The following is a 14,416-nucleotide window of genomic DNA, read 5'->3' as shown; positions in this document are numbered from 1 at the left end:
GTGCTCTTCCGATCTCTGGCCGGCAACCCCACGAACGGTGGCAGGATGTTGCAGTTGCCGGCCAGCGGCCGGCACTACCGGTAGATCCGCCCCATGCGTGGATGGAAGCCCGGCAGAATCAACCGCCGCCGCCCGCCTTCCAGTAATACCGCACCACGTGGAAGAACACCGGCGCGGCGAAGCACACCGAATCCAGCCGGTCGAGCATGCCGCCATGGCCCTCGATCATGTGGCCCCAGTCCTTGATGCCCCGGTCACGCTTGATCGCCGACATCACCAGGCCGCCCCAGAACCCCATCAGGTTGATCAGCAGCGACAGGCCGAACGCCTGCAGCGGCGTGAACGGGGTGATCCACCACAGCGCCGCGCCCAGTGCGCTGGCACTCAGCACGCCGCCGACGAAGCCCTCCACCGTCTTCGACGGCGACAGCTTCGGCGCGATCAGGTGCTTGCCCAACAACTTGCCCCAGATGTACTGCAGCACGTCCGAGGACTGCACCACGATCACCAGGAAAGCAAACAGCAGCACGTTGCGCGAGGGGTCATGGCCCGGCACGTGCAGGTTCAGCAGCAGCGGCACATGCGAAATGCAGAACACGCAGATCATCAGCCCCCACTGCACCTTAGCGGTCCGCTCCAGGTAGTGCGTGGTGTCGCCGCCGATGGTCGACAGGATCGGCAGGAACAGGAACGCGTAGACCGGAATCAGCAGCGTGTACATGCCGTACCAGTCGATCCACACCAGGTAGTACTGCCACGGCAGCACGATGTAGAACGCGGCCAGCAGCGCGTAGTAATCGCCTGAGCGGGTCGGCGCCAGGGTGATGAACTCGCGCAGTGCGAACAGCGAGATGATCGCGAACAGCACGATCACCCCGGCGCGGCCGAAGAACAGCGCCAGCCCGACCACGATCGCCATTACCCACCACGCGCGGATGCGCGACACCAGGTTGGCGATGACCGCGCTGGGCCGGCCGCGCTGGCGCCATCGCAGCGTTTCGGCCACCAACGTGGCCAGTACCAGCACCGCACCGACGCCAGCGAACAGCAGGCCGGTCTGCTGGCCCACGCTCTGCGCTGCCAGGTCGCCGGACACATCGATCAGGAAACTCATGCGCGCCCCCCGTTCGGCGCCAGGTCCAGCAGCGCCTGCCGGCTGCGGGCCAGGAAGGCCGCCTTGTCCTCGTCGGCCTGCAGCCGCAGCGGCGTACCGAAGGTGGCCGTGCACAGCAGCGGCAGCGGCAGGAACCGGCCCTTGGGCATCACCCGCTTCAGGTTGTCGATCCACACCGGCACGAATTCCAGCTCCGGCCGTTGCCGTGCCAGGTGATAGATGCCGCTCTTGAACGGCAGCAGCGGCTCATCGCCCACGTTGCGGGTACCTTCCGGAAACAGGATCAGCGAGCAGTCTTCGTCCACCGCGTCACGCAGGGCCTGCAGCGGATCCTGCTGGCGATGGCCGGCCTCGCGCTCGACCAGCACGCCGTTGAACACCGCATCGATCAGGTAGCGACGCAGGCCGTCGCGCTGCCAGTATTCGGCCGCGGCAACTGGCCGCACCTGGCGCCGCAACGCAGGCGGCATCGACGACCAGATCAGCACGAAGTCGCCATGGCTGGCGTGGTTGCCGTAGTACACACGGCGCTCGCTGGACGGCGCGCAACCGATCCACAACGCGCGGGCACCGGTTACTACATGGATCGCACCACTGCAGGCGCGGGCAATCAGTTCGGCGAACATTGGTCCCTCCCGTTCACGTCTGCGGCCACAACACGGCCAGCACCAGCAGTGCGAACTGCACCGCTGTCAGCAGGTACTGGCGCAGCAGCAGGCGACGCATGCCGGCCCAGCGCGCGTCCCAGCCCCGCAGGGGCGCATCGGGCGCCGCGCGGCGCAGGCCACTGTCGTGCAGCAGCTGATCAGTGCGGCGCGCGGCGGCATCGCCGTCCAGGCGCTCATCGCGCAGCAGCTGCAGCAGGCTGGCGTCCAGCGCAACCCGCCACGCGTGGTACGTCTGGGCCACCCCTGCAGACATGCTGGCCAGCAGCAACCCTGCAGCGATCATCGCCAGGCCCGGCTCGGTGCCGAGCAGCAGCAATGCCACCAGCAGCAGCCCCAGCGACAGGCATGCCGGCCAACGCCCCTGCCGCAGCAGCAGCTGCATGGTCGCCAGATCGGGAACCGTGCTCATGCGCGCACTCCTGCCGCGTCGGTGATGGCACGCAGATGGGCCGTACCCAGCACGATGCCAGGGCGCGCAGCACGCACGATCGCCACCGCCGCGTCCGCATCGGCCGCACGACCACTACGCAGCAGCCAGGTGGCCACGCTGGCGGCGCTGCGCGAATAGCCCAGCGCACAGCACACCAGCAACGGTCCGTGTGCATGCAGGCGCTCGATGGCCTCGGACGCTTCGCGCAGCTGTTCCGGTGCAGGGACCACCAGGTCCAGCATCGGCACGCTGGCATACGCGGCGCCCTGCGCGCGACAGGAAAGCTCGGCGCAGGCATCCACCACGCCCCCCAGTGGCGGCGGCAACGCGCCGTTGGGAATGCGGCCCAGCCACACGCCGTCCAGCACCGGCACCGGCTGCGGCGCACGCCGCGTCCACAGCCGCGAGTTGATCCAGGCAGCGCCCAGGTACGGTGCCAGCAGCCATCGCGCGGCCATCGTCAGGCGGCCATCGGCGCGCTTCTGGAACACCGCTGTACCCAGCCCGGCATAGGCCAGCGCCACCAGCAGCAACGACGCCACCGGCCACAGCAGCCACAACGCGGCGCCACGCAGAAGCACCACCGGCACCAGCAATACAGCGGCCCCCAGCAGGTACAACGCTGCCAATCGCCAACGCCTCGCATCACGCGCGGTGTGCCAGGCCCGCAACGGTGGCGTGCCCTGCTCCGGCCACAGCCAGACGCACAGCCAGCCGGCCAGCAGGCCGGTCGGGATATCGATGAAATGGTGCTGGAACGTGGTCAGCACCGAGACGCCGATCAGCAGTGTCCACACATGCAGTAGCCCGCGCCACGCGCCATGCAGGTACTGCGCGAACTTCACCCACAGCACGATCAACAGCACGATGTGCAGCGACGGCGCCTGGTTGAACGGCTTGTCGAAGCCCAGCAGCACATCGAACAGCCAGCCGAACACACCCCCGATCTCCGGACGCTCGAAGCTGAAGCGCAGCGGCCACAGCAGAAAACAGGTGACCGCGATGACCTGCGCACTGAACAGCCGCAGCGCATGCCGATCCAGTTCCAGCCGACGCCGGCACAGGAAGAACGAGATCGCGTAGAACAGGTCGATCGACCAGTACGGCACGATCGTCCACGGCACGAACGGGATGCGTGTCTCCCACGCGAACGCCATCACCGGCAGTTCGGCGTGGCGGCCGGCCATCCAGTTGGCGAAGCCGTAGCTTGCGAAGAAGAACGGACCCAGCAGGGCCAGCCACAGCAGGGCGCGCCGCCATGGGCGCCCTTCCGCGGCCAGCGGGGTTCCGGCGAGCGTCGCCATCACGCGGTCCGGCGCGCCAGCGACACGGTGAAGATGCCGAAGTCGTCGATGCGCTGCGCCACCTTCTCGAAACCGGCCAGGCGCACCAGCTCATCCATCTCCTGCTGGGTACGGCGACGCATCACCCACGCCGCGCCACCGCGATGGCTGGTCAAGGCGCGCGCGATGAATTCCAGCTGCGGGTGCCAGGGCTGGCCGGTGTAAGCCAGGTAGCCGCCCGCCGGCACCGTTGCAGCAATGCCCTGCAGCGAGCGCAGCACGGCTTCGTTGTCGGGGAACAGCTCGTACAGGCCCGAGACCACCGCCAGTGTCGGTGCTGGATCGACCTTGGCCAGTTGCTCCGGATCGAACGCATCACCCTGCTCGAAGCAGGCGATGTCGGCCGCACCGAGGCGCTCGATCAACGCTTGGCCCTGGGTCACGTTCAGAGCGCTGAAATCACGCAGCACGATACGGTCGGCGCGCTGTTCGCCCTGGCCCAGCGCTTCCAGCACATACCGGCCATGGCCGGCGGCCACGTCCAGCACACGCACCGGCGTGCCCTGCCCGCGCAGGCGCTGGGCAGCGTCGCGCAGCAGTTCCTGCAGGTGTTGGCCGCGCACGCGGATGCCACGCCAGCCGATTGCATCCAGGTAGTTGCGGTCGACCATCCGCCCCAATGGGCCCTTGCCGCGCGCCTCATTCCGGTAGATGTAGTCCAGCGTGCTACCGGAATCGAAACCGGTCCGCAGGCCCAGCGCGATGCCTTCGGACAGCGTGCCGCCGAAGCGCAGGCCGCCACGCACCACGCGCCAGCGCAGGTCGGCCAGGCTGTTGCGCTCCGGTGGCCAGGCCAGGATCTCGGATTCTTCGAAGGTTGGTCCGTGACGGTGCGCGTCGCGCCGTGACAGCTCGCGCAGCGGCTCGGTAAAACGCGCCTGGATGAAGCTGCGGATGCGCGCCAGTGCTGGTGCACGATCGCGCTCGCCCAGCGTGTCGTGGAAGAAGCCCGGCAGATGCACACGCTCCTTGATCGGGCTGGACAGGCGCTCGTAGAAGCGGTCCTGCGGGGAACGGTGCACGACGAAATCCGAGCCGGACACCAGCAGCTGCACCGGTACGCTGATTGCCTGCGCATCGGCCACGATGCGGTCGGCCGCCTCGTACAGGCCCAGCAGCACGCGCACCGAAATCGGCCGGGTGATCAGCGGGTCGGTGCGATAGCTTTCCACCCGCGCCGGATCGTGGGTCAGCCACTGCGGCTTGACGTAGCTGTTGACGAAGAAGTTGCCACGCAGCTTCTGCATCAAGGCCAGGCCCGGCCGCGCGAACGGCACGTACAGCTTCACCTTGAACGCCGGCGAGGCCATGACCAGCGCGCGCAGGCGTGGCGCGTAGTCGTGCACCCAGGTCGCGGCGACCACCGCCCCTACGCTCTGCGCGATCACCACGATGTCTTCCACCGCAATGCCGTGCTCGGCGCCGATGTGGGCGATGAAACTGTCCAGATCACGCACCAGCGCCGGGAAGCCCGGTGCATCGCCCCGTGCGCCCGGCGAACGGCCATTGCCGCGCGCGTCCCAGGCGAAGAAGGCGGTGTCGGGCAGGTCCAGCTCATCGACCAGGTGGGTGACCCGGCCGGAGTGCTCATGGCCGCGGTGCAGCAGCACGATGGCCTTGGTGGCCGGCGTTGCGGTGGTGCCCGCCCAGTACCGGTAGAACAGCGGTACCTGGTCGAAGCTGTGGAATTCCCGTTCCTGCGCCTGACGCATGCAATCTCCTGATTGTCTTCTTGTATCTGCTTGATTAATTCGGCGAAACCGCTGCTTCCCGCAGTCCCCGACGGACGCGGTTGACCATCGTCAGCACGCACAGCACCGCCATGACCGCGGCCACGCCAGTGACCGTCATCGCGCCAACCCACTCAAACGCCAGCAGCAGGCCCAGCGCACCGATCACGAACGCGCGATCGCTCTTGCCCATCGGGCCGTCATAGCGGCGGCTGGCACCGACCATCAGTCCCAGCACCCCGGCGTACTCGCTCAGGGCCGCGGTCCAGGCCAGCAGCCACAGCATCTCGGTGCGCACGCCCGGCACGCTGAGCAGGCTCAGGTACAGCGCCGCATCGGCGATTACATCGCACAGCTCATTCAGATAGGCGCCCAGCCGCGACTGCTGGCCGAACTCGCGGGCCAGCATGCCGTCCACGGCGTTGAGCGCCATACGCAGCAGCATCCACAGTGGCAGCAGCAGGTACAGCAGGGGCTGGGTCGGCGCGCAGCACCAGACGGCGGCGGCCACCAGCAGCGAGACCACGGCAGCGGCCACGGTCACCGTATTGGCAGTGATCCCCATGCGGTACAGACCGCGTACGGCTGGACGCAACAGGTCCTGGAAACGTCCTTTCAATGCATAGATCGACATGATCCGTACCCGCTGATCCTTGGCAGTGCGGGCACAGCCTACCCCATCGTTGGCAGATTCCGACAACCCTGCTCTGGTCCGCAGGCCAGCCCCCGGATCGGGCCGGATCGGTGTGCCCGACCCGGCCTTGCGTCGATCGCCACGGCAAATTACCCCTTCCAGCGCCCGCCACCGGCCCCCACCGCCTACAATATCGGCCCCGCTCCGCTGCCGATTCTGTCCCATGACTGCTGATCTGTTGCCCGTCCGCCGGGCCCTCCTCTCCGTTTCCGACAAGACCGGTCTGGTCGAGCTGGCCACTGCGCTGGCGGCACGCGGCGTGGAGCTGCTGTCCACCGGCGGCACCGCCAAGGCGATCCGCGATGCGGGCCTGGCCGTGAAGGACGTGGCCGACGTCACCGGTTTCCCGGAAATGATGGACGGCCGGGTCAAGACCCTGCACCCGATGGTGCACGGCGGCCTGCTCGGCCGTTCGGGCCTGGATGATGCGGTGATGGCTGAGCACGGCATCGGTGCCATCGACCTGCTGGTGCTGAACCTGTACCCGTTCGAATCGGTCACCGCCAAGGCCGACTGCACCCTGGCCGACGCGGTCGAGAACATCGACATCGGCGGCCCGGCCATGCTGCGTTCGGCAGCCAAGAACTTCGCCCGCGTGGCAGTGGCCACCGACCCGTCGCAGTACGCCGAACTGCTGGCCTCGCTGGCGGCCAACAACGGCCAACTGTCGGCCGCCACCCGCTTCGCGTTCTCGGTGGCCGCGTTCAACCGCGTTGCCCAGTACGACGCCGCGATCAGCAACTACCTGTCGGCGGTCACCGCCACCGACGCCGCCGTGCCGACCCGCGCCGAGTACCCGGCGCAGATGAACTCCACCTTCGTGAAGATGATGGACCTGCGCTACGGCGAGAACCCGCACCAGAGCGGCGCCTTCTACCGCGACCTGCACCCGGTGCCGGGCACGCTGGCCACGTTCCAGCAGCTGCAGGGCAAGGAACTGAGCTACAACAACCTGGCCGATGCCGACGCGGCGTGGGAATGCGTGCGCCAGTTCGACGCGCCGGCCTGCGTGATCGTCAAGCACGCCAATCCGTGCGGCGTGGCGGTGGGTGCCGGCAACGGCGATGCCTACGAGCTGGCCTACGCCACCGACCCGACCAGCGCCTTCGGCGGCATCATCGCCTTCAACAAGCCGCTCGACGCTGCCACTGCCAAGGTGATCCTGGACCGCCAGTTCGTGGAAGTGCTGATTGCCCCGGACTACGAGCCGGCCGCGCTGGAATACGCGCAGAAGAAGGCCAACGTGCGCGTGCTGCGCATCCCGCATGGTGATGGCCTGAACAACTTCGACAGCAAGCGCGTCGGCTCGGGCCTGCTGCTGCAGTCCTCGGACAACCGCAGCATGACCCGCGACGAGCTGAAGGTGGTCAGCAAGCTGGCGCCGACCGACAAGCAGTTCACCGACCTGCTGTTCGCCTGGAAGGTGGCCAAGTTCGTGAAGTCCAACGCGATTGTGTACGCCAAGGACAACCGTACGATTGGCGTGGGCGCCGGCCAGATGAGCCGCGTGTACTCGGCCCGCATCGCCGGCATCAAGGCCGCCGATGCGAACCTGGTGGTCGAGGGTTCGGTGATGGCTTCCGATGCGTTCTTCCCGTTCCGCGACGGCATCGACGCCGCTGCTGCCGCCGGCATCAAGGCGGTCATCCAGCCGGGCGGTTCGATGCGCGATGCCGAAGTGATCGCCGCCGCCGACGAACATGGCCTGGCGATGGTGTTCACCGGCGTGCGCCACTTCCGCCACTGATCCGCATCACGAAGCCGGGCCCTGCCCGGCTTTTCTCTTCCGTACCCGAGAACCCTGTCCCATGAAGATCCTCGTCATCGGCTCTGGCGGCCGCGAACACGCCCTGGCATGGAAGCTGGCCCAGTCCTCCCGTGTCACCGAAGTGATCGTGGCACCCGGCAACGCCGGCACCGCCAGCGAAGACAAGTGCCGCAACGTGGCGGTGAAAGTCACCGATATCGACGGTCTGCTGGCGCTGGCCCAGGCTGAAGGCGTGGCACTGACCGTGGTCGGCCCTGAAGTACCGCTGGTGGCTGGCGTGGTAGACCGCTTCCGCGCCGCCGGCCTGCGCATCTTCGGGCCGACCGCCGCCGCCGCGCAGCTGGAAGGCAGCAAGGCCTACGCCAAGGACTTCCTGGCCCGCCACAACATCCCCACCGCGTTCTACGCCGTGCACACCGACGTGGACGCCGCCCTGGCCTACATCCGCGAGAAGGGCGCGCCGATCGTGGTCAAGGCCGATGGCCTGGCCGCCGGCAAGGGCGTGATCGTGGCGATGACCCTGGCCGAAGCCGAGGACGCGGTGCGTGACATGCTCTCGGGCAACGCGTTCGGCGATGCCGGTGCGCGCGTGGTGATCGAGGAATTCCTTGACGGCGAGGAAGCCAGCTTCATTTCGATGGTGGACGGCGTGCATGCGCTGCCGATGGCCACCTCGCAGGACCACAAGCGCGTCGGCGACGGCGATACCGGCCCGAACACCGGCGGCATGGGCGCCTATTCGCCGGCCCCGGTGGTGACGCCGGAGGTGCATGCACGGGTGATGCGCGAGGTGGTGAACCCCACCGTGCAGGGCATGATCGCCGACGGCATCCCGTTCACCGGCTTCCTCTACGCGGGCCTGATGATCGACGCCAGCGGCGCGCCGAAGGTGATCGAATTCAACGTGCGCTTTGGCGACCCGGAAACGCAGCCGGTGATGCTGCGCCTGCAGTCGGACCTGGTCGAGCTGGTGGAAGCCGCCATCGATGGCCGCCTGGACCAGGTCGAAGCGCAGTGGGATGCGCGCCCGTCGCTGGGCGTGGTGCTGGCGGCCAGGCCGTACCCGGAAGCGCCGATCACCGGTGACGTGATTTCCGGCCTGGACGACGTGCCGGCCAGTGCCAAGGTGTTCCATGCGGGAACTGCATTGGACGCGCAGGGCCACGTGGTCAGTGCCGGCGGTCGCGTGCTGTGCGTGGCCGCACTGGGCGACAGCGTGCGCGACGCGCAGGCCAATGCCTATGCCGGCGTGGCCAAGGTGACCTGGGCCAACGAGTTCCACCGCAACGACATCGGCTGGCGCGCGATCGCACGCGAGGGGTGAGGCACACCCCCGCTTCCATGCATGGCGCGGATTGAATACCACGGTAAAGCAAAGGCCCGGCATTGCCGGGCCTTTGCTTTACAGGACTGCTTTGAGACCCTTCCGATCAATCAGGTTCAAAAGCTTCAGCGACGGCCCGCTCGGCTTCTTCTCGCCCTGTTCCCAGCTACGGACCGTCGAAACGCTGGTGTTGAGCACACCTGCGAACACCGGCTGGCTAAGTTCCAACGACGTGCGAAGTGCACGGATCTGGGCGCTGCTGTATTCGGGCACAGGCTCCAGACAAAGCGCCTCGTACATGCTCATGCGCCGCTTGTCGATGAAGCCGCTGGCGTAAAGGCCCGCCGCGCCTTCATGCACCGCATCGAGGATCGCACTCTTTGCACGTCTATGTTCAACCGTCTTTGTCATGGCAAATCTCCTGCAGTTCTCCGCAGATAACTGCCCTGTCCAACTGTGCAGGGCTCATTCTCAAGAACTCAGACGCATACAGCTGAAGGGCATCCCGTTCCGCACTACTGATGGTCGCGCGCGCGTTCTTCTCGTAGCAGAAGAGAAAGAACCAGTAGCGCCCCACCTTGGTTGCGACAATAACGCGGGCGCTACCGCGCTTTCCGTGGCCCGGCAGCGCAACTCGCTTTTTGAGAAGGCCGCCCCCTATGTCTGCATCAATCAGTCCTTGACGCATTTCCACCACCGCGCGGCACAAGGCTCTATCGGTCAGTGAAGAACGTCGTGTACTGCGGTTGAAGCTTCGGGTGCGGAAGACACGTGACATGATCATACCGTGCCACCGAGTGGTACGGCGTGAAAATCAGCGTCCAGCGCATGCTGCGGTCGGCGCAGTTGCCGCCCTGGCGTCAGGATTGATCCACGCCATGCGTGGATGCGCTCCAAAAACAAAAAGGCCCGGCATCACCGCCGGGCCTTCTTCATTCCAACGCCTTCCCGCTTACGCGGTGAACAGCGCCTTCATCTTCTTCAGCGCGTTCGCCTCAACCTGGCGGATGCGCTCGGCCGACACGCCGTACTCGTCGGCCAGCTCCTGCAGCGTCACCTTGCTGTCGGCGTCCAGCCAGCGACGGCGGATGATGTCGCGCGAGCGGGCATCCAGTTCCGCCAGGCCTTCGCGCAGCAGCTGCATCTGGTTGTCTTCGCTGTCCTCGCGCTCGTAGGCCATCGACGGGTCTTCGTCATCGGCAACCAGGAACGCAGCCGGCGACGGCGGTGCGTGTTCGTTGTCCTCGTCGGTCGGCGCGTCGAAACCGATATCGCGGCCGGACAGGCGCGACTCCATTTCCATGACTTCGCGCTCGGACACGTTCAGGTCCTTGGCCACCGCGCTCACTTCCGCCGCGTTCATCCAGCCCAGGCGCGTCTTCGACTTGCGCAGGTTGAAGAACAGCTTGCGCTGCGCCTTGGTGGTGGCGACCTTCACGATGCGCCAGTTCTTCAGGATGAACTCGTGCATCTCTGCACGGATCCAGTGCACGGCGAAGGAGACCAGGCGCACGCCCATGTCCGGGTCGAAGCGCTTGACCGCCTTCATCAGGCCGATGTTGCCTTCCTGGATCAGATCGCCCAGGGCAAGGCCGTAGCCGTTGTAACCGCGGGCCACGTGCACCACGAAGCGCAGGTGCGAATGCACCAGCTCGCGGGCGGCGTCCAGATCGTTGCCGTCGCGGAAACGACGGGCCAGGTCCTGTTCGTCATCGACCGACAGCACCGGGATCTGGTGCACGGCACCGATGTAGGCGTCCAGCGAACCGAGCGCACTGGGAATCGGGAGATTGTTTGCCACAAGGGCAGTAGAGGTGTTCTGGCTCATAGGCACCCATCTTAGCAGTCCGGGATTTGGACTGCTAAAGGAGGAAAAAGTTCCAGCATCCTATTGATGCAACACTGGTCCCAAACAGAGCCCTACCGTAGCGCGATTTGATGACAGTGGCGAGCGCGCTTTTCGGGATTCACAATCCCTTGGAATTCAAGCAATTACCTGCCGGGAACCGGCCGATTCCGGTCAAGCGGAGCTGAACGGGCCGTTCTGAAGGCCCATTCAGGCCAGGGAACGTTGTCCGGCGTTCAGGCCCGGCCGCCAGCCGGCGCTCAGAGCACCGAGCGCGGCGGCAGCGACCAGTCGATCGGGGCCTGGCCGCGACGCTGCAGGTACTCGTTGGCCATCGAGAAATGGCGGCAGCCGAGGAAGCCACGATGGGCCGACAGCGGCGACGGATGCGGGGCCTTCAGAACGCGATGGCGACGGGTATCAATGACCTTGCCCTTCTGCTGCGCGTAGGCACCCCAGAGCATGAACACCAAGCCTTCGCGTTCGCGGTTGAGCACGTCCACCACGTGATCGGTGAAGCCCTCCCAGCCACGGCCCTGGTGTGCGCCGGCCTTGCCCTCCTCCACCGTCAGCACGGCATTGAGCAGCAGCACGCCGCGCTGCGCCCACGGGATCAGGCAGCCGTGGTCCGGGCGCGGGATACCGAGATCGCTCTCGATTTCCTTATAGATGTTCAGCAGCGACGGCGGCACCGGCACGCCCGGCGGCACCGAGAAACTCAGGCCATGCGCCTGGCCACGGCCGTGGTACGGGTCCTGGCCGAGGATCACCACCTTCACCTGCTCGAATGGCGTGGCGTCGAATGCGGCGAAGATCTGCGGGCCGGGCGGGAATACCGCCGCGCCACTGGCCTTGCGCTGGCGCAGGAAGCCGGACAGCTCGCGCATCTGCGGCTGCAGGAGGTAATCGCCGACATGCTGCTTCCAGCTCGGTTCCAGCTGGATCGTCGGGGTGTCCGCTACTTCATCAATCATTGCACCACTTCATCGAATCAGGGGTCCATCGTTCAACCGGGCCAGGCGCAGCTGGAACAGCACCTTGGTGACCAGCAGCCGTTCTTCGATCGGCTTGAGTACCAGGTCGTTGGCGCCGGACTGCAGCAGCCCGGTCTGGTTATGCGGGTTGCCGTCGCCGGTCATCACCAGCACCGGCAGGCGGCGCTTGCCGTAGCCGAAGTCCACGCGCACGCGCTGCACCACGTCGCGGCCGCTCAGTTCGCCCTTCAGGGTGACGTCGGTCAGCACCAGGTCGATGCGATGGCGGCTGCGGCCCAGCGACTCGGCGGTGAGCAGGGTGAACGCCTCTTCGGCGCTGACCACGTGCAGCACGTTCAACTGCTGGCGTTCGAGCATGCGCTTGGTGGCCTCGGCCACCACGCGGCTGTCCTCGATGTAGAGGATGGTCGCGCCGGGAATGGTCTGCGGCTGCACATAGCCGCGGATGAAGGTCGCCAGCGCCTCGTGGCCCAGCGCCTTGTCGAAATAGTCGGTGACGTACTCGGTGAAGCGACGCTGCTCCAGATGCTGCTGGGCATCGCCGGACACCACGATCACCGGCACGTAGGCCTGGCCGGCCGCTTCGCGGACCATCCGCGCCAGCGCCAGGCCGTCGCCATCACGCAGGGTCAGCGAGGTGGTCACCAGGTCCACCGGGCCCTGCGCCAGCGCCTGCTGCGCATCCTCGATGCTGTCGCAGCCGATCACCTCCACGCCCGGCAGGTCGCGCTGCAGGACGTCGGCGATCAGCTTGCGGACCAGCTTCGAGCCATCGACCACCATCACCCGCGTCGCGGGCCCTTCAAGGTGCTTCAGCGCTTGCGGTTGCATGCCGGTCTCAGGTGTCGGTCGGTCGGGTCTGGCGCAGGAAGTGGCCGGTGACCAGCCATGCACCCAGCCAGCCCAGCAGCAGCGTGCCGAGCAGGACCAGGCCACCGTGCAGCAGGTCCAGGCCGTGCAGCACGAACGGGCTGCCGTAGCTGCGCGAGAGTTCGGCCAGCGGCACGCGCAGTGCGGCACCGGCGGCGCCGATCAGCGCCAGCGCAACCGCGCCGGCGCCCAGGCCATACCACGCACCCAGGTACAGGAACGGGCGGCGGATGAAGCCATCACTGGCGCCGAGCAGCTGCAGCACGCCGATCTCTTCGCGGCGGGCCTGGATGTCCAGGCGCACAGTGTTGCCGACCACCAGCGCGGCACCGACGCCGAGCAGGACCGACAGCACCTGCACCAGCCGCGCGCCGAACGCCAGCCAGGCATCCAGGCGCTGGCGCCACAGTGCATCGTGCTGCACCAGGTCGGCCTCGGGCAGGCTCTCCAGCGCGCGTGCCAGGCGCGCGTCGTCCTTGCCCTGGCCGGGGGTGATCACCAGCAGCGAGGGCAGCGGGTTGTCATTGAGTGTGTCGATCGCCTCGCCGAGGCCGGCGTCGCGCAGTTCCTGCAGGCCCTGCTCGGGCGTGCGCACGTTCACTTCGGCCACGTCGTCGCGGTCGCGCAGCTGGCCGGCCAGGCGCAGCGCGCCGGGGCCATCGACGTTGCCCTTCAGGAACACATTGATGTCGCGCGACTGCTGCACGCTGCCGGCGAACTGCTTGAGGTTGTCCAGCGCGATCGACAGGCCCAGCGGCAGGGCCAGCGCCAGCGCCATGACCATCACCGTCAGCAGGGTCGCCCACGGCTTGCGGCAGGCACGGCCGAGGCTGAACACCACGCTGTGCGCGTGGTGCTGGAACCAGACGCCCACGCGCGAGGGGGCGGCGGCTTCGCTGTTTTCGTTCTTCGCCATGCGTTACTCCGCCAGATCCTGCGGCGAGATGTCATCCACCAGCCGGCCGTGGTCGAGGATCAGCACGCGCTTGCGCATGCGGCGCAGCAGCGGCAGGTCGTGGCTGACCACCAGCACGCTGGTGCCGCGCGCGGGCAGCTCGGCGAACAGGGCCATGATCTCCGCCGCCAGGGTCGGGTCGAGGTTGCCGGTCGGCTCATCGGCCACCAGCAGCTTGGGCTCACCGACGATGGCGCGGGCGATGCCGACGCGCTGCTGCTCACCGGCCGACAGCTGCGAGGGCAGCGCCTTCTCGCGGTGGCCCAGGCCCATCCGTTCCAGCACCGAGCGCACGCGCTTGCTGATGTCGCCACGGCGGGTGCCGCGCAGGATCAGCGGCAGCGCCACGTTCTCGGCGATCGAGCGGTCCATCAGCAGGCGGTGGTCCTGGTAGACCGCACCCACCGCGCGACGGTGGCGGGGCACATCGCCGCCACGCACCTTCAGCAGGTTGCGCTCGTCGAACACCACCGCGCCACGGCTGGGCCGCTCGTCCAGATGGATCAACTTGAGCAGGGTGCTTTTGCCCGCACCGGAATGGCCGGTGACGAACAGCATCTCGCCCGGCGCGACCTCGAAGCTGACATCGGTCAGTGCCTCGTGGCCACCGGCGTACTGTTTGCTGACATTGTCGAAGCGCAGGACACTCATGCCCCGATTATGCAGGACCGGCGCGACG

The 14,416-nt window shown here is 67.2% G+C and carries 15 protein-coding genes; 2 read left to right on the top strand and 13 right to left on the bottom strand.

Going from position 1 to position 14,416, the window contains the following annotated elements; all coding sequences use genetic code 11:
* Window positions 1-118 precede the first annotated feature (118 nt).
* The 6 genes from H4O10_RS19530 to H4O10_RS19505 are packed head-to-tail and all read right to left on the bottom strand — an operon-like array spanning window position 119 to window position 5,919.
* Window positions 119-1,114 (bottom strand): phosphatidate cytidylyltransferase, encoded by a 996-nt coding sequence (locus tag H4O10_RS19530; protein ID WP_005414654.1) that lies wholly within the window; start codon window positions 1,112-1,114, stop codon window positions 119-121.
* The gene (locus tag H4O10_RS19525; RefSeq protein ID WP_005411260.1) at window positions 1,111-1,740 is read right to left on the bottom strand and encodes a lysophospholipid acyltransferase family protein; all 630 of its coding nucleotides are present in this window, start codon (window positions 1,738-1,740) and stop codon (window positions 1,111-1,113) included. The genes H4O10_RS19530 and H4O10_RS19525 overlap by 4 nt, the downstream gene beginning before the upstream one ends.
* A 13-nt stretch (window positions 1,741-1,753) precedes the next feature.
* A complete protein-coding gene (locus H4O10_RS19520) occupies window positions 1,754-2,191 on the bottom strand; it encodes a hypothetical protein (protein ID WP_049452095.1) in 438 nt (145 codons plus the stop codon).
* Window positions 2,188-3,492, bottom strand: coding sequence for a phosphatase PAP2/dual specificity phosphatase family protein (locus H4O10_RS19515; protein ID WP_180845733.1), 1,305 nt, complete (start codon window positions 3,490-3,492; stop codon window positions 2,188-2,190). The genes H4O10_RS19520 and H4O10_RS19515 overlap by 4 nt, the downstream gene beginning before the upstream one ends.
* Before the next feature lie 23 nt (window positions 3,493-3,515).
* Window positions 3,516-5,267 carry a bifunctional alpha/beta hydrolase/class I SAM-dependent methyltransferase gene (locus H4O10_RS19510; protein ID WP_049452097.1) on the bottom strand — a complete coding sequence of 584 codons (1,752 nt, stop codon included), beginning with the start codon at window positions 5,265-5,267 and terminating at the stop codon, window positions 3,516-3,518.
* A gap of 34 nt (window positions 5,268-5,301) precedes the next feature.
* Window positions 5,302-5,919: a CDP-alcohol phosphatidyltransferase family protein gene (locus H4O10_RS19505; RefSeq protein WP_049452098.1), complete on the bottom strand. Its 618-nt coding sequence runs from the start codon at window positions 5,917-5,919 to the stop codon at window positions 5,302-5,304.
* 223 nt (window positions 5,920-6,142) lie between these two features.
* On the opposite strand from H4O10_RS19505, the gene purH reads away from it, so the two are divergent.
* Together purH and purD are read left to right on the top strand one after the other, a co-directional pair.
* Window positions 6,143-7,726, top strand: a complete 1,584-nt coding sequence (gene purH / locus H4O10_RS19500) for a bifunctional phosphoribosylaminoimidazolecarboxamide formyltransferase/IMP cyclohydrolase (RefSeq protein WP_049452099.1) — start codon at window positions 6,143-6,145, stop codon at window positions 7,724-7,726.
* Window positions 7,727-7,787: 61 nt separating this feature from the next.
* On the top strand, window positions 7,788-9,071 hold the full coding sequence (purD, locus tag H4O10_RS19495; RefSeq protein WP_033834067.1) for a phosphoribosylamine--glycine ligase: 1,284 nt from the start codon (window positions 7,788-7,790) through the stop codon (window positions 9,069-9,071).
* Between the two features lie 78 nt (window positions 9,072-9,149).
* Here purD and H4O10_RS19490 read toward each other — a convergent pair whose 3' ends face one another.
* From H4O10_RS19490 to ftsE, 7 genes are all read right to left on the bottom strand, one after another.
* Window positions 9,150-9,482 (bottom strand): DNA-binding transcriptional regulator, encoded by a 333-nt coding sequence (locus H4O10_RS19490; RefSeq protein WP_049452101.1) that lies wholly within the window; start codon window positions 9,480-9,482, stop codon window positions 9,150-9,152.
* Window positions 9,466-9,855, bottom strand: a complete 390-nt coding sequence (locus tag H4O10_RS19485; protein ID WP_080353395.1) for a type II toxin-antitoxin system RelE/ParE family toxin — start codon at window positions 9,853-9,855, stop codon at window positions 9,466-9,468. The genes H4O10_RS19490 and H4O10_RS19485 overlap by 17 nt, the downstream gene beginning before the upstream one ends.
* Window positions 9,856-10,023: 168 nt before the next feature.
* Window positions 10,024-10,899: an RNA polymerase sigma factor RpoH gene (gene rpoH, locus H4O10_RS19480; RefSeq protein WP_005411269.1), complete on the bottom strand. Its 876-nt coding sequence runs from the start codon at window positions 10,897-10,899 to the stop codon at window positions 10,024-10,026.
* A 278-nt stretch (window positions 10,900-11,177) separates the two neighbouring features.
* Window positions 11,178-11,891, bottom strand: a complete 714-nt coding sequence (gene ung / locus H4O10_RS19475) for a uracil-DNA glycosylase (RefSeq protein ID WP_005414662.1) — start codon at window positions 11,889-11,891, stop codon at window positions 11,178-11,180.
* 9 nt (window positions 11,892-11,900) lie between these two features.
* A complete protein-coding gene (locus tag H4O10_RS19470; protein ID WP_005411271.1) occupies window positions 11,901-12,743 on the bottom strand; it encodes a response regulator in 843 nt (280 codons plus the stop codon).
* A gap of 7 nt (window positions 12,744-12,750) precedes the next feature.
* Window positions 12,751-13,698: a permease-like cell division protein FtsX gene (gene ftsX, locus H4O10_RS19465; protein WP_005411272.1), complete on the bottom strand. Its 948-nt coding sequence runs from the start codon at window positions 13,696-13,698 to the stop codon at window positions 12,751-12,753.
* Window positions 13,699-13,701: 3 nt separating this feature from the next.
* Window positions 13,702-14,388 carry a cell division ATP-binding protein FtsE gene (gene ftsE, locus H4O10_RS19460; protein WP_005411273.1) on the bottom strand — a complete coding sequence of 229 codons (687 nt, stop codon included), beginning with the start codon at window positions 14,386-14,388 and terminating at the stop codon, window positions 13,702-13,704.
* Between the last annotated feature and the right edge of the window lie 28 nt (window positions 14,389-14,416).

This window comes from Stenotrophomonas sp. I18B00994, from assembly GCF_014145825.1.
Taxonomy (GTDB): domain Bacteria; phylum Pseudomonadota; class Gammaproteobacteria; order Xanthomonadales; family Xanthomonadaceae; genus Stenotrophomonas; species Stenotrophomonas maltophilia.
Note: the sequence above shows the minus strand (reverse complement) of the source record. Positions and strands in the feature narration are given on the sequence as shown.